The organism is Nocardia sp. BMG51109 (assembly GCF_000526215.1).
In the GTDB taxonomy this organism is placed as follows: Bacteria; Actinomycetota; Actinomycetes; order Mycobacteriales; family Mycobacteriaceae; genus Nocardia.
The window spans coordinates 1,394,455-1,407,597 of the sequence record NZ_JAFQ01000004.1 but is presented as its reverse complement, the minus strand read 5'-3'; the positions used below and the strand labels follow the sequence as shown (position 1 = coordinate 1,407,597).

The window sequence follows — 13,143 nt, the reverse complement described above, 5'->3', positions numbered from 1 at the left end:
TCGCCACCGCGAGAAGGGATATGTATTACCTTAACACCGTGGGCATTTGGCGTCTGTCAGTCCGGCTGAATACCGGTGCCCCGGCTACAGGCAGGCGTCGTCCAGGTCGAGGGTGGTGCGGTCGAGCGAGTCGAGAAGATCGAATTGCGGTGTCGTGCGCGGCAGTTCCCAGCGGTAGAAGTACCGGGTAGCCGCCCGCTTGCCGTCGTAGAACGCGCCGGTGCGGCCGTGCGCGGCGACGGCCTGTTCCAGCCAGATCCAGGCCAGCACGACGTGCCCGACGGCCTCCAGGTACGGCGCCGAATTCGCCAGCGCCACTTCGGGTTCCATATCCCGCCAGAGCAGGGCGGTGGTGGCGGCGACCCGTCCGGCCGCCTGCTGTAGCGCGTCGGCGTAGTCGCCGAGCTCGCCGTCGGCCGTGGCCCGGGCGGCCGCGACCGTCGTGCCCACCGTCTCCAGTAGCAGCGTCAGCGCCGCGCCGCTGTCGGCCGTCACGGCGCGGCCCAGCAGGTCCAGGCTCTGGATGCCGTGCGTGCCTTCGTGAATCGGGTTGAGCCGGTTGTCCCGATAGTGCTGTTCGACGTCGTAGTCGCGGGTGTAGCCGGCGCCGCCGTGCACCTGGATGGCCAGGTCGTTGGCCGCCAGGCACCACTGGCTGGGCCAGCTCTTCGCGATCGGGGTCAGGATCCGGAGCAGTGTGGACGCCCGCTGCCGGTCGGGTTCCGTTGCGGCGCTTCGCTGTTCGTCGATCAGCGTGCCGCAGTAGAGTTGCAGGGCCAGCGCGCCCTCGGCGTACGACTTCTGCGCGAGCAGCATGCGCCGCACGTCGGGGTGCCGCACGATCGGGATCTGCGGCGTGGCCTGCCCCTCGGTCGTGACAGCGCGGCCCTGCGGCCGGTCGCGCGCATAGTCCAGCGACTTCAGGTAGCCGGTGTAGCCGAGCGCGGTGGCGATCAGGCCGACGTTCAACCGGGCCTCGTTCATCATGTGGAACATGTAGGACAGGCCGCGGTTCCGCTCGCCGACCAGGTAGCCGACCGCGCCGGGCCGCCCGCCCGGGGCGAAGGCGCCGTCGCCGAAAACCGGTGCGGTGTTGACGGTTCCGCGCCAGCCCATCTTGTGGTTGATACCGGCCAGCACGATGTCGTTGCGCTCGCCGGCCGAACCGTCGTCGGCGGTCAGGTATTTCGGCACGATGAACAGCGAGATGCCGCGGGTGCCCGCCGGTGCGTCGGGGATGCGCGCCAGCACCAGGTGGACGATGTTCTCCGCCAGTTCGTGTTCGGCGCCGGAGATCCACATCTTTCGGCCGAACAGTCGGTACGTGCCGTCGTCCTGCGGCACCGCCTTGGTGGTGATGTCGGCCAGGCTCGAACCCGCCTGCGGCTCCGACAGCGCCATGGTGCCGAAGTAGCGGCCGGCGAGCATCGGCCGCACGAACCGGTCGATCTGCTCGGCGGAGGCGTGTGCGGCCAGGAGGTTCGCATTGCCCGCCGTCAGCATCGGGTAGCTGGCGGTGGCCGCGTTGGCGGCGTAGAACCACGCCATGCAGGCCGCGAACACGGTGTGCGGCAACTGCATTCCGCCTACTCGCTCGTCCATGGCCGCCCCGGTCAGCCCGGACTCGCCGAACGCGTCGAGGGCCTGTTTCACCGCCGGCAAAATGTGCACCTTCTCGCCGTCGAAGGTGGGCTCGTGCAGATCACCCTCGCGGTTGTGCGGGGCGAAGTACTTCGTCGCCAGCTCGCGGCTGAGCTGCAGGGCCTGATCGAAGGTCTCGCGCGAGTGCTCCCGATAGCGCTCGCGGGCCGTCAGCCCGGCCACATCCAGCCACTCGTAGAGCAGGAACTCGATATCGCGGGCCGACATGATCAGCGAATCCATGTCTTCCAGCCTTGCCGTCGGCGCGGCCGGGCGCAACCCGTTCCGGCGCGCCGCGGGGTCAGCGTTCGATGCCGGTCATCGGCGGTGCGACGAACCGCTCCAGCATCTGCCGCTCCTCGTCCTCGTCGCGGCCCGGGACGGTGAGCAGCGAGACGATGATCCGGGTGAGCCAACGCGCCGACAGCGCGGAATCGGCCCGCTGCCCGGAATCGCCGGTGAACAACGAACCGCCGATGGCCTCGATGACCTGCGACGTCTCGGCGATCTCGCTGGTGAGTCCGGCATCGCCCGGCCGGAACCAGGCGATCAGCAGCGGATCCGAGCGCACCTCGCGCAGCGCCGCCCGCACACCCTCCACCAGTTGCTCGCCCGGATCGGCGATATCCCGGATCCGCCGCGCCACCGCCGCCCCGATCCGCCGCGCCTCCCGGTGCACGAACGCCAGCCGCACCGCCTGCCGACTGTCGAAGTACCGGTACAGCGTGGCCCGAGAACACCCGGCCGCCTTGGCGATATCGGCCATCCCGGTCGCCGCCACCCCCCGCTCGGCGAACAGCTCCGCCGCCGCGTCGAGTATCCGCTCGGCCGCCCGCATCGACCGCGTCTCGCCCAGCCAGTCGGACGGCTGCCCGGCGCCGCCGCGCTCCCGCTGTGCCCGCTGTTCGCGCTCCCGAGACTTGCCGTGGCCCCCCGAGTCTGCGCCCCCGGGCTCGTGGCCCGCATCGCCGCTCGTGCCGTGTGCGCTCGCGAGAGGAATGGTCGGCCGTGTGGCGGCGTCGTGCCGATTTCGGCCCCGGCCGCCTGCGTTGTGGTCGGCGGAATCCCCGGGGCCCGGTGCGGTTTCGCCGCGCCGGCTCTTTCGGCCGCGGTCGACGCTCGTGCTTTGTCGGTCGGTGCGACGCGTCCGGCCCTGACCATTCATGCTCTGCTGGTCGGTGGCATGGGTGGGGGCCTGCGTGGTGGTGCTGCGTTGCCGCCTCCGGCCCTGACCACTCATGCCGTGGCCCGGAAGGGGACGCTGACCGGCCAGCGGACGTAGCTGCCCTCGGTGTAGCGGACCTCGTCGATGTCGACGGTGAAATCGGGGCAGCGCGTGAGCAATTCGCGCAGGGTGATGGTGGCCTGCATGCGGGCGGCCGCGGCGCCGAGGCAGTGGTGGTTGCCGTTGCCGAAGGTGAGGATGTTCTTCGGGCGGCGCCGCACGTCGAGTTCTTCGGCGTCCGAACCGTATTCGCGCTCGTCGTGATTGGCCGAGGCGTACAGCAGCAGCACCCGGCGGCCGGCCGGGATGGTGACGCCCTCGATCTCGACGTCGCGGGTGGTGGTGCGCGCCAGCCCCTGCACGGGCGAGGTGAGCCGGAGGAACTCGTCGACCGCGCCGGGAATCAGGCCGGGGTCGTCGAGCAGCAGCCGGCGCTGCTCCGGACAGCGCATCAGCAATTGCACGGCGCCGCCGAGGTTTCCGGTGGTGGTGTCGTTGCCGCCGGTGATCATCGTGAAGGCGAACCCGAGGATCCGCAGGAGGCCGACGTCGTCGCCGTCGTCCGGTCCGGACGCCACCAGATGCGAGACGGTGTCGTCACCCGGTGCGGCGCGGCGGCGCTCGATCAGCGTCGAGAAGTACTGCGTGAGCTCCCCGACCGCGGCCTGCGCCTGGAGCACCCCGCCGGTCGCGGAGGCGGCCACGATGGCCTCGCTCCATTCGTCGAACTTCGAGCGATCCTCCGCCGGAACACCGAGATAGTGCGCCACGACCATGGTCGGCAGCGGCTTGAACAGTTCGGCGGAGATGTCGCCGCCGCCCGCGGCGCGCAACCGTTCGAGACGCTCGATCACGAATTCCCGGACGGCCGGGCTGATCTCCTGCACCTGGCGGGGCGTGAACCCGCGGGCCACCCGGCGGCGGAAGGCGGTGTGGTCGGGCGGGTCGGTGAAGACGAACGGCCGGTCCTCGCCGAGCCCGATCTCGGACAGATTGTTGTAGTCGACCGTCAAACCCTGTGCGGAGGAGAAGGTTTCGGGATCGCGGACCGCCTCGTACACGTCGGCGTAGCGCGAGAGCACGTAGTAGTCCTCGTGGGCACGCCCCTCGGGAACCACATGGTGGACCGGATCGTGCTCGCGCAGCGCGGCGTACATCGGCCAGGGGTCGCGCCAGGTCTCGCCGGAGCGGAGCCGGAAGCGAGGTTCATGAGACACAACATCCTGCATGTCTCAAAAGTAAGACACATTCGCTGTTGTGTCTAGAACGTGTTTCAGCGACTGGGGATGGGCTGGGTCGGCGGCCGGTCGCCCAGCTCGTCGTCGGCCTGGGCCAGCAGCCGCCGCACCGTCTCCTCGGCGACCGGGTCGAAGTGGCGGTACCACTGGCCGATGGAGTGGAACAGGGTCGGTGTCTCCAGGCAGATCACGTTGTCGGCGCGGCCGGTCAGCGCACGGATGGGCCGGCAGGAGCCCACCGGCACGGCGAAGACGACCCGGGCCGCGCCGCGGGCCCGGACCAGCGCACACGCCGCCCGCGCGGTGCTGCCGGTGGTGACGCCGTCGTCGACGAGGATCACCGTGCGGCCCGCGAGCGAGGTCTGTGGCCGCCCCTGGCGCAGCCGGGCGCTGTTGCGCAGCACGGTCTCTCGCGCCCGGCGCTCCACCCGGGCCCGTTCGGGCGGCGCGATGAACGCGCGGACCACGAGATCGTCGTCGACCACGCGCACGCCGGATTCGGCGACGGCGCCGAACACCAGCCGCGGCCGGTCCGGCACCTCGAGCTTGCACACCACCGCCACATCCAGCGGCGCCCGCAGCGCGCCGGCGACCTCGAAGGCGACCGGCACACCGCCGCACGGCAATCCGAGCACGACGGTGTCGGGCCCGCGGAAGGCACGCAGGCGCTCGACGAGCCGTCGGCCCGCTTCGCGACGATCCAGAAAGGGCATCCGTCTCACCCTGGCAGCCATGAAATGAGTCGGGCCGTTGCGCGACTCAGAAGACAGCTGAGTACTCTACGCCCGACCGGGCGTAATGAGGAGTGAATCGGCGGCGGTTGGGTAGGGGCGGTCACGATCCTGCGGCGAATCGCGTTCGGCTCCCGTACGATCGCGTGCGTGACTCCGGCACGACCTAGGGGGAGGGGAGCGTGGCACTTCGCTCACCGGCGACGATGCGCACCGGCCTACCGGCGACTATCCGCATCGGCGCGGAACGATCACGGCGCGCCGCCGCGACGACCGGCCGCCCGTCCTGGATCGACTGCACGATCGATCCGAGGCCGGCGCGGTGAGTGAGCGAGCCGTCGGACAGCTGTGCCCCGGCTGCGGCGCGACGATCGCGCCGTCCGAGCGCTGCTGCGAGGAGTGTGGCCGCGAGCCGATCCACCGGGCGGCCCTGCCCGATGTGACCGCCGACCCGGCGCCCGACCGCGCGGAGGCCGATCTGGGTGCGGTGCGGCTGATCACCGACCGCGGAATGACGCACGCGCACAACGAGGATGCCGTCGCCGCCGCCGTCGTCGCCGATGCGGCCGGCCCCGCGGTCGTCGTCGTGGTCTCCGACGGCGTGTCGACCTCACACGATCCGCAGGCCGCCTCGGGGGCGGCCGCCCGCACCGGCGTCGACGCCTGCCTGGCCGCGCTGGCCGGCGGCAGCTCCGTACAGGAGGCGGTGCCCGCCGGGCTGGAGGCCGCGTTCGAGGCCGTCCGGGGCGTCTCCGTCGCCGCCGGGCACGCGCCGTCGTGCACATACGTCTCGGCGGTGCTGCGGCCCTGCGGCAACGACGAATTCGAGATCACCCTCGCGAATGTCGGTGACAGCCGGGCCTATTGGCTGTCGGCGGAGCGTGGCCACGGCTCGCCGTCGCAGCGGCTGACCGTCGACGACTCCTTCGCCCAGTTGCTCATCGCCGGCGGGGTGGACGAGCAGACGGCGATGCGCGATCCGCGGGCGCATGCGCTGATGCGGTGGCTCGGTGCGGATTCCGGCCACGTGCCCGGCGACACCGCGGTGTCCTCGCTGCGGGTCCGCGGTCCGGGTGCGCTGCTGTTGTGCAGTGACGGGCTGTGGAACTACCTGCCGGATCCGGACGGCCTCGCCGCGATCGCCACCGCGGACGAACCCGGCCGCGCCGCACGCGATCTGGTCGACTTCGCGCTGCACAGCGGCGGCAGCGACAACATCACCGTCGCCCTCGTACCGGCGATCGCGTCCTCCGCTTCCTGAGGCGGGACGGCGCACCGACGCGTGCGGCCGGCCGCCGTGGATGCATATCGGCGCGGCGTTCGAGTTGTCCGGCCGGATGAAATCCGCGAATGTCCTTCATGGAGCTGGACAACGGTCGTGTGATCGCTCACATTTACACTGCCCCGATCAGGCAGTACAAGGAGCAACCACATGCCAGCCAGTCCAGTCATGCGTGACCTCTTCCGACGCAAACCCATCGAGCTGATCGACGACGAACCCGCCGGCGGGCTGCAACGGGCCCTCGGCCTGTGGCAGCTGACCGCGATCGGGGTCGGCGGCATCATCGGGGCGGGGATCTTCGCCCTCGCCGGTTCGGTCGCCCACGACACCGCGGGGCCCGCGGTGCTGATCTCGTTCCTCATCGCGGGGGTGGCCAGCGCCGCGGCCGCGCTGTCCTACGCCGAGTTCGCGGGCCTGATCCCGAAGGCCGGCTCGGCCTACACCTATGGCTATGCCGTGCTCGGCGAGCCGGTCGGCTGGCTCATCGGCTGGGATCTGCTGCTGGAATACACCGCGATCGTCGCGGTGGTGGCGATCGGCATCTCCGGATACGTCTCGTTCCTGTTGGAGCAGTTGCACATCACGCTGCCGGACTGGATGCTCGGGGCGCCCGGCACCGGCGACGGGCACTATGTCGACCTGTTCGCGGCGCTGCTGTGCCTGCTGATCGCGTTCATGCTGACCCGGGGCATCAAGGCCGCGGCGCGGTTCGAGACCGTGGTGGTCGGCATCAAGATCGTCGTCGTGCTGGTGGTGATCGTGGCCGGCGCCTTCTACATCGACTCCGGCAACTACACCCCGTACTTCCCGTTCGGCTTCGGCGGCGCGGTGACGGGCGCGTCGACGGTGTTCTTCGCGGTGTTCGGCTACGACGCGATGTCGACGGCGGCCGAGGAGTCGGTGGACGCCAAACGCCATCTGCCCAAGGCGATCCTGTACTCGCTGGCGATCTCGATGGTGCTCTACGTGCTGGTCTGCCTGGTACTGACCGGTATGCAGCACTACACCGAGATCGATCCCGAGAGCGGATTGTCCTCGGCGTTCGAAGCCGTCGGCCTGCCCGGCCTGGGCAGCCTGATCGCCGCCGGCGCCATCGTCGGGATCATGACCGTGCTGTTCACGTTCATGCTCGGCGCCACCCGGATCTGGTTCTCGATGAGCCGGGACGGCCTGCTGCCCCAGTGGTTCGCCAAGACCCATCCGACCCGGCACGTGCCGACCCGGATCACCTGGATCGCGGGCATCATCTCGGCCGTGATCGCCGGGTTCCTGCCGATCGGGGAGGCGGCCGAGCTGACCAACATCGGCATCCTGCTGGCCTTCGTGGTGGTGTGCGCGGCGGTGATCGTGCTGCGCTACCGGCAGCCCGATCTGCCGCGCGGGTTCCGTACCCCGCTGATGCCGATCATCCCGCTGATCGGCATCGGCTTCTCGATCTGGCTGATCAAGTATCTGAAGCCGGAGACCTGGCTGCGGTTCGCGGTGTGGTTCGTGCTCGGGATCGTCATCTACGTGGCCTACAGCCGTCGCCATTCGCTGCTGGCCACCGGCGGGAAGCCCGCGGCCGGGACGTCACCGACCGGCGACTGAGAGCCGTTGCGGCCCGGCACATCGCGAGGCGTGTGCCGGGCCGCGCCGTCAGCGGCGGTTGCTGATCACCAGCGCGGTGATCAGCAGGGCGGCGCCACACCACCCCGGACCACCGAGGCGGTCGCCGAGCAGCAGCGCCGCCAGCAGGGCCGCGGTCAGCGGTTCCAGCAGCGCGGCGAGGGCCGCGAAAACCGGTGCGGCCGTGCGCAATCCCCGGAAGTACGCGGTGTAGGCGATCGCGGTCGGCACGCTGCTCAGGTAGGCGGCGGTGAGCAGAACATCCGCGCGCAGCGGCAGGCCCATGCCGAACGCCAGTGCCGCGGGGGTGAGCAGCAGGCCGCCGGTGAGCATCCCGAATGCGGTGGTGCGCAAGGGATCCAGGCCCGGCACCGGTGTGGCGGTGATCAGGGTTATGGCGGAGAACGCGGCGCCGGCGAGCAGCGCCGAGCCGACGCCGACGACCAGATCGTCGCGCGCCGCGTCGGTGGGTGACCAGGTGAGCAGGATCAGTCCGGTGACCGCGACACAGATCGAGACCAGCGTGCCGCCGGCGGGCCGTTGCCGGGTGCGCAGCATGTCGCCGAGGGCGACGAACACGGGCGCGGAGCCGATCGTGACCATGGTCGCGATGCTGACCGAAATATGTTGTACGGCAATGAAATATCCGGCCTGATAGCTACCGATCAGGGCCCCGCCGACCAGTATCCGGCGCACCGCCGGGCGGGTGCGGGGCAGTGCGCGCAGACCGCCCGACAGGGCGAGCAGGGCGACCGCCAGCCCACCCCCCAGAAGTAGGCGGTAGGCCCCCACCGACAGGGGATGCAGTCCCGCCCGATCGGCGAGCAGGGATCCGGCGAGTCCGCCGGTACCCCAGAGAATTCCGGCGGCGACCAGCGCCACCGCGGACCGGTCGCGCGCGGGCGCGACGACGTCGACAGACATGGGTGTAGTGCTCCTGCGTCGAAGAAGAGGGTTGACGACGACGCGGGGCAGTCGCTCTCAGCGCTTCGTACCGGACCGGTACCGCGGATCGGCCGGACGGCCGTAACCGCCCGGCTGCCGAACCACCCCGCTCAGGCGGCGGGGGGCGGCGTGAACTTGAAGACTCGATGCACGGAGATCACTGTAGCGGTGCGTGGTCGCGTCGCAAAAATAGTCAAGTTACTTGACTTGACGAGGTCTACTGCCCGGCGCCGGCCGTGCCTGTGTCCATTTGGACACACCGGCGCGATATCCGCGAAATATCCGGATTCGACTTACATACGTGTAAGACTGTTCGGCGCACAGTGTTGCTCTCCTATAAGGAGGACCGTCCGTGACGAATTCTGCCGCATCACTGGATCTGCCGAAACCCTTGGTGGTCACACTGGGGAATCTGAAGGGCGGCGTCGGTAAAACTACCTCCGCCTTTTTTCTGGCCGGTTACTTCGCACTCGAGCACGGGTTGCGGGTGCTGGTGATCGATGCCGATCCGCTGAGTCAGACCGGATATTCCTGGTATCGGCGGCTACAGAAGGGAGAAATAGCTGTCCCCTTCACGCTGATCGCATTTCCGTCCCGGCACGTCGACGATTGCATCGCCGACAATTCCGCCGGCTACGACGTGATCATCGTGGATGCCGGAGGCGAATCGGCGGATATCTTCAAGGCCGCGATTCCCTCGACCGACGAGCTCGTGCTGATGACGAGTGTGAGTCCCTCGGAGGTGAAGCGAGTGCCCAGTACCTATCGGGCCGCCGAGGAGGCGGCCGCCGACGCGACCCGCGAGATCCGGGTCCGGGTTCTGATGACGAAGGTGCCGGTGACGATGAAGAAGGGCGTCAACGTCTCCACCGAGTACCGCACGCAGCGGGCGCAGCTGGAGGACGCCGGTTACCAGGTGTTCGACACGTATCTGAGCGCGTGGAAGTGGTATCGGGAAGCCGCCGATGGGGAAGTCGGCGAGGGTGCCGAGAATCCACTGCACGACCTCGGTGAATACCGGCAGGTGGGCGACGAGCTGGTCGCCCCGTACCGCGCCGCGCTGGGGGTGCCCGCCTGATGCCTCCGCAACGGAAGAAATCCATGATCGGCGGCAAGTCCGCCGCGGCGGTCGATCCGTCGGCCGTCAATCCGCTGGCCGATACCGCCGAGCACACCCCGCCCGTCTCGCCGCTGCGCGATGCCGAATGGCGGCGCACGGCGCCGAACCTGACCGTCGTGCCGGCCGCACCGGCCCCGGCCGCCGATGTGCTGACCATGCCGCTGCCGGCCCCCGGCGACGGTCCGCTCAGCGACGACGAGCAGGTCCGGTTGAGCGCGTGTGAATCCTCGATCGGGACGCTGCGCATCGCGTTCTGGGCGGCCGGCCGCGCCCTGCAGATCGTGCGCGACGGCCGGCTCTATCGCAGCGAGTACTCGACGTTCGACGACTATGTCGAGCAGCGGTGGGATATGCAGCGCTCGTACGCCCACAAGCTGATTCGCGCCTGGCCGTTGGCCGCCAAGCTGCATCCGATGGCGCCGGGGATCAACGAGGGGCAGATCCGCGAGCTGCTGCCGGTGGCGGCGGAGCACGGCGAGGAGGCGGCGGTCACGATCTACGCCACGCTCGCCGCGGGCGACGTGAAGATCACCGCCGGCAAGTTGCGCGAGGCGGTGGCGGTGCTGCCGGAGCGCTTCGACAAGGACGGCGCCGTGCAGCGGTTGCAGGACTGGTTGCGCGGCGATCTGCGCGCCGCGGCGGCCGAACGTCCGGCGGCGGACCCGTTCGGTGCGGTGGAATCGCGGCTGACGGCGCTGACCCGCCGGGTGGTGAAGCGGTCGTCCGACGACCCGGCCGCGGCCCGGGAATTCGCGGCGAAACTGCGCACCATCGCGGATCGGATCGAGCAGCAGATCACCGCCTGAGTCGCCGAAAGAAATACCCCGCATCGGAAAACAATGCCGATGCGGGGTATTTTTGTATATCGTTCGGTATTCGATTGTTTATCGTCTCGTTATCGCATTATACGAGTTATTTCCTTGCATTATTGTTTCCGGCCACGAATCATTGCCCCTCGGATCCGTTGGACTGACAAGAACACCGTTTCGAATCTGATCGGGAAACCCGATGGGCGCACCACGGCGCCGCATTCGGGCCCCGACGAGAGGATCGGAGGACCGTGTCATGACAGGAACCGACGAAGTCCGATATATCCGCGCCCTGCGGCGGATGTTCTGGTGGCTGCTTGCGGCCGGAGCCCTCGTCCTCGGCGCCATCGGCGCCCTACTGGTGACGACGGGCCAGGCCTCGGCGCAGCCGATATCCGTGCCGGGCATCGGAACGATCGAGGTACCGAACGAGGTGCCGATTCCCGCGGAAATTCCGGGCACGATGACGGCCGTCCCCGGCGCGGCGGATCCCGCCGGAATTCCGGACACGATCGACGCCGCCATTCCCTTCGGGACCACCCCGGACGGTGGGATCTCCGTCGAACCGGCGACGCCGAGCATGGCGCCCGGTCCGGAGCCGGCCGTGACCGGAATCGTGGACGGCCTGCAGGCCGCGGTTCCCGGCATCGATATCCGATCGCTGCTCGCCGTGCCGGGTGTGCCGAACGAGCCCGCGCCGCCGGCCCCGGCCGCGGAACCGGAGAAGTCGCGCGGCGAGGTCGCCGTCGAGGCGGCCGAGTCCAAGATCGGCGCCGCCTACGGATACGGCTCGGCCGGCCCCGACGCCTTCGACTGCTCGGGCCTGGTGCAGTGGTCCTACGGTCAGGCGGGCGTCGACGTCCCGCGCACCAGCTACGAGCAGCTCTCGGCCGGAACCCCGGTGGGCCTGGACGAACTGGAGCCCGGCGACTTGGTGTCGTTCTACGGTGGCGGCCACTCGGCGATCTACGCCGGCGACGGCCAGGTGATCCACGCCGGCACCAACAGCACGGGCGTGGTGCGGACGGATCTGTCGGAGATGCCCGCCAGCGGCGCCCGGCGATTCTGATCGCGGCGATACCCGACGGGGCGGAGTCGGCGATACCGGACGGGACCGGAGTCGGCGATACCGGACGGGATGGAGTCGGCGATACCGACGGGACGGAGTCAGCTGGTATGCAGGAACAGCACGTCGTAGGCGCGCCCGGCGTCCTCGGGAAACACCAGGATGCGCAGCCGGCCCCGGGCCCGGCCGACCGGGGCCCGGGTGGACCGGATGCCGTGATCGCGCAGCAGCCGCCCCACGTCGTCGGCCGTCGCCTCGTCGAAGACCGTCGCCACGGTCACCAGCAGGCCGTAGTCGTCGTCCGGTTGCCTGCGCCGCCACACCTTGCCCATCCGATGACTTCCGTTGTCGCTATCCCTCACGCGGTCTCACCGATTCCAGCACAGGCCGCGCCGCCCGCCGACACCGGGCGGCGATCCGCGGAATCCCTTGCCGCTCGCGGATTGTCCGGCTCGCGGGCCGCTACTGAGCCACCGGGGCGAACGACCGAAACGCTACTGGGGCGACCGCCCGAAACCCGGCTGCTGCTCGGCGGACCGGCTGGCGGCGCGCAGGCTGACCGAGGTCGGCACCTGGTGCTGCCGGGTGACCGGGCCCGGCTGCTCGTCGGCGAAGGGATCCAGGCGGGGCCAGCTGCGACCGCTGCCGGCCAGTTCGAGGTCCTCCTGGGCGGCGTCGGCCTCGCGCCGGGACGGCGCGTCCACCTCAGCGAGGCCGACCAGCACGATCAGCATCATGGTGATCAGCGTGACGGTCATGATCAGGGGTGTGAGCAGCTGGACGGGCTCGACGCCGCCGCTGACCGCGTTGTGGTCGCCGTGGTGGGCGCTCATCGCCGCCATGCCGGTGTAGTGCATGCCGCACACGGCCAGGCCCATGATCACCGCCGCGCCGAGGGTGGCGCCGAGGCCGTGCACGTGCAGCATGAACCACAGCGCCGCGGTCGCCGCGACCACCGCGATCACGATCGACAGCGTCACCAGCGTGACGTCGTATTCGACGTGCGCCCCCGCGTGCATCGCCGACATGCCCAGGTAGTGCATGGCCGCCACGCCGATACCGGTGACCGCCCCACCGATCGGCAGCGCCAGGATCTCCCGCTGCCACCGGACCACGATGGACAGCCCGATCCACACCACCACGATCGCCATGGCCGCGCTGAGCAGCGTCATCGGCACGTTGTAGCGGATGGTCACGCCCTGGATGGAGAAGCCGAGCATGGCCGTGAAGTGCATGACCCAGATGCCGCAGCCGCCGAGCGCGATCGCCGCGGCGATCAGCCACCCGCCGGGCCAGCGCGACGAGCGGGCGTGCACCGCGCAGCGCAGGCCCAGCACGGATCCGATGAAGGACATGACATAGGCCAGTACGGGCGTCAGCAACCCGTGGTTGAAATGGTCGAGCTCCAGCACGGCGTACTCCAAGGGCAATAGCGGTAATCAATTCGTTACCGGACGATAGTTCAACTCGGACCGCTT

12 protein-coding genes are annotated in these 13,143 nt (G+C 69.6%); 5 read left to right on the top strand and 7 right to left on the bottom strand.

Annotation, left to right across the window (positions count from 1 at the left end; translation table 11 throughout):
* Positions 1–84: 84 nt before the first annotated feature.
* From D892_RS0107590 to D892_RS0107575, 4 genes are all read right to left on the bottom strand, one after another.
* The gene (locus D892_RS0107590) at positions 85–1,884 is read right to left on the bottom strand and encodes an acyl-CoA dehydrogenase (RefSeq protein WP_024800665.1); all 1,800 of its coding nucleotides are present in this window, start codon (positions 1,882–1,884) and stop codon (positions 85–87) included.
* 58 nt (positions 1,885–1,942) lie between these two features.
* Positions 1,943–2,479 carry a TetR/AcrR family transcriptional regulator gene (locus D892_RS40670; RefSeq protein ID WP_036568374.1) on the bottom strand — a complete coding sequence of 179 codons (537 nt, stop codon included), beginning with the start codon at positions 2,477–2,479 and terminating at the stop codon, positions 1,943–1,945.
* Positions 2,480–2,877: 398 nt separating this feature from the next.
* Complete coding sequence (locus tag D892_RS0107580; protein ID WP_024800663.1) at positions 2,878–4,095, bottom strand: cytochrome P450; 1,218 nt, start codon at positions 4,093–4,095, stop codon at positions 2,878–2,880.
* A gap of 44 nt (positions 4,096–4,139) precedes the next feature.
* Positions 4,140–4,817: a phosphoribosyltransferase gene (locus tag D892_RS0107575; RefSeq protein ID WP_024800662.1), complete on the bottom strand. Its 678-nt coding sequence runs from the start codon at positions 4,815–4,817 to the stop codon at positions 4,140–4,142.
* 340 nt (positions 4,818–5,157) lie between these two features.
* Here D892_RS0107575 and D892_RS0107565 point away from each other — a divergent pair, with 340 nt between their 5' ends.
* Complete coding sequence (locus D892_RS0107565) at positions 5,158–6,096, top strand: PP2C family serine/threonine-protein phosphatase (RefSeq protein WP_024800661.1); 939 nt, start codon at positions 5,158–5,160, stop codon at positions 6,094–6,096.
* A gap of 171 nt (positions 6,097–6,267) precedes the next feature.
* On the top strand, positions 6,268–7,707 hold the full coding sequence (locus tag D892_RS0107560) for an amino acid permease (RefSeq protein WP_024800660.1): 1,440 nt from the start codon (positions 6,268–6,270) through the stop codon (positions 7,705–7,707).
* 48 nt (positions 7,708–7,755) lie between these two features.
* Here the strand turns inward: D892_RS0107560 and D892_RS0107555 are convergent, their stop codons facing one another.
* Positions 7,756–8,649 carry a DMT family transporter gene (locus tag D892_RS0107555; RefSeq protein ID WP_024800659.1) on the bottom strand — a complete coding sequence of 298 codons (894 nt, stop codon included), beginning with the start codon at positions 8,647–8,649 and terminating at the stop codon, positions 7,756–7,758.
* A 373-nt stretch (positions 8,650–9,022) separates the two neighbouring features.
* Between D892_RS0107555 and D892_RS0107550 the strand changes: the two genes are divergently transcribed.
* The 3 genes from D892_RS0107550 (at position 9,023) to D892_RS49555 (ending at position 11,668) form a co-directional block, all read left to right on the top strand.
* Positions 9,023–9,748, top strand: coding sequence for a ParA family protein (locus D892_RS0107550; RefSeq protein ID WP_024800658.1), 726 nt, complete (start codon positions 9,023–9,025; stop codon positions 9,746–9,748).
* Positions 9,748–10,596: a hypothetical protein gene (locus D892_RS43530; RefSeq protein WP_156959427.1), complete on the top strand. Its 849-nt coding sequence runs from the start codon at positions 9,748–9,750 to the stop codon at positions 10,594–10,596. Before D892_RS0107550 ends, D892_RS43530 begins: the two co-directional genes overlap by 1 nt.
* 259 nt (positions 10,597–10,855) lie before the next feature.
* Positions 10,856–11,668, top strand: coding sequence for an NlpC/P60 family protein (locus tag D892_RS49555; protein WP_024800656.1), 813 nt, complete (start codon positions 10,856–10,858; stop codon positions 11,666–11,668).
* Between the two features lie 98 nt (positions 11,669–11,766).
* Here the strand turns inward: D892_RS49555 and D892_RS0107535 are convergent, their stop codons facing one another.
* Together D892_RS0107535 and D892_RS40655 are read right to left on the bottom strand one after the other, a co-directional pair.
* Positions 11,767–12,027, bottom strand: coding sequence for a hypothetical protein (locus D892_RS0107535; protein ID WP_198036858.1), 261 nt, complete (start codon positions 12,025–12,027; stop codon positions 11,767–11,769).
* 132 nt (positions 12,028–12,159) lie between these two features.
* Entirely contained in the window at positions 12,160–13,077 is a 918-nt protein-coding gene (locus tag D892_RS40655) for an MHYT domain-containing protein (RefSeq protein ID WP_024800654.1), read from the bottom strand.
* Positions 13,078–13,143 lie beyond the last annotated feature (66 nt).